Origin of the sequence: Belnapia arida, assembly GCF_016773205.1 — a bacterium.
GTDB lineage: Bacteria > Pseudomonadota > Alphaproteobacteria > Acetobacterales > Acetobacteraceae > Belnapia > Belnapia arida.
In genome coordinates this window covers 1-206 of the sequence record NZ_JAETWB010000248.1, presented here as the reverse complement: position 1 = coordinate 206, position 206 = coordinate 1, and the positions used below count along the sequence as shown (strand labels likewise).

1 protein-coding gene is annotated in these 206 nt (G+C 65.5%); it reads right to left on the bottom strand.

From position 1 onward, the window contains the following. On the bottom strand, window positions 1-185 hold a 185-nt coding region (locus JMJ56_RS34695), incomplete at its 3' end, for a hypothetical protein (RefSeq protein WP_236039102.1). Window positions 186-206 lie beyond the last annotated feature (21 nt).

Below are 206 nucleotides of genomic sequence, written 5' to 3'. Positions count from 1 at the left end.
TCTTGTGAAATGCGCAGCACCAGCGTGTCGGAGCCGGAGCCAAGCGTCGTCTGTACCGGCGCGGGTGCCGTGGGTGTCGGGGTAGCTCCTGGGATCGCAGTGCTGTCCTTAACCGTGAATGTTGCTGCCCCGTTGGCCCCGAGCGCGGCGGAACCGTTCGCAACCGCGGCGCCGTCATAGGTCATCCCGTCCACATAGAGGTTGCG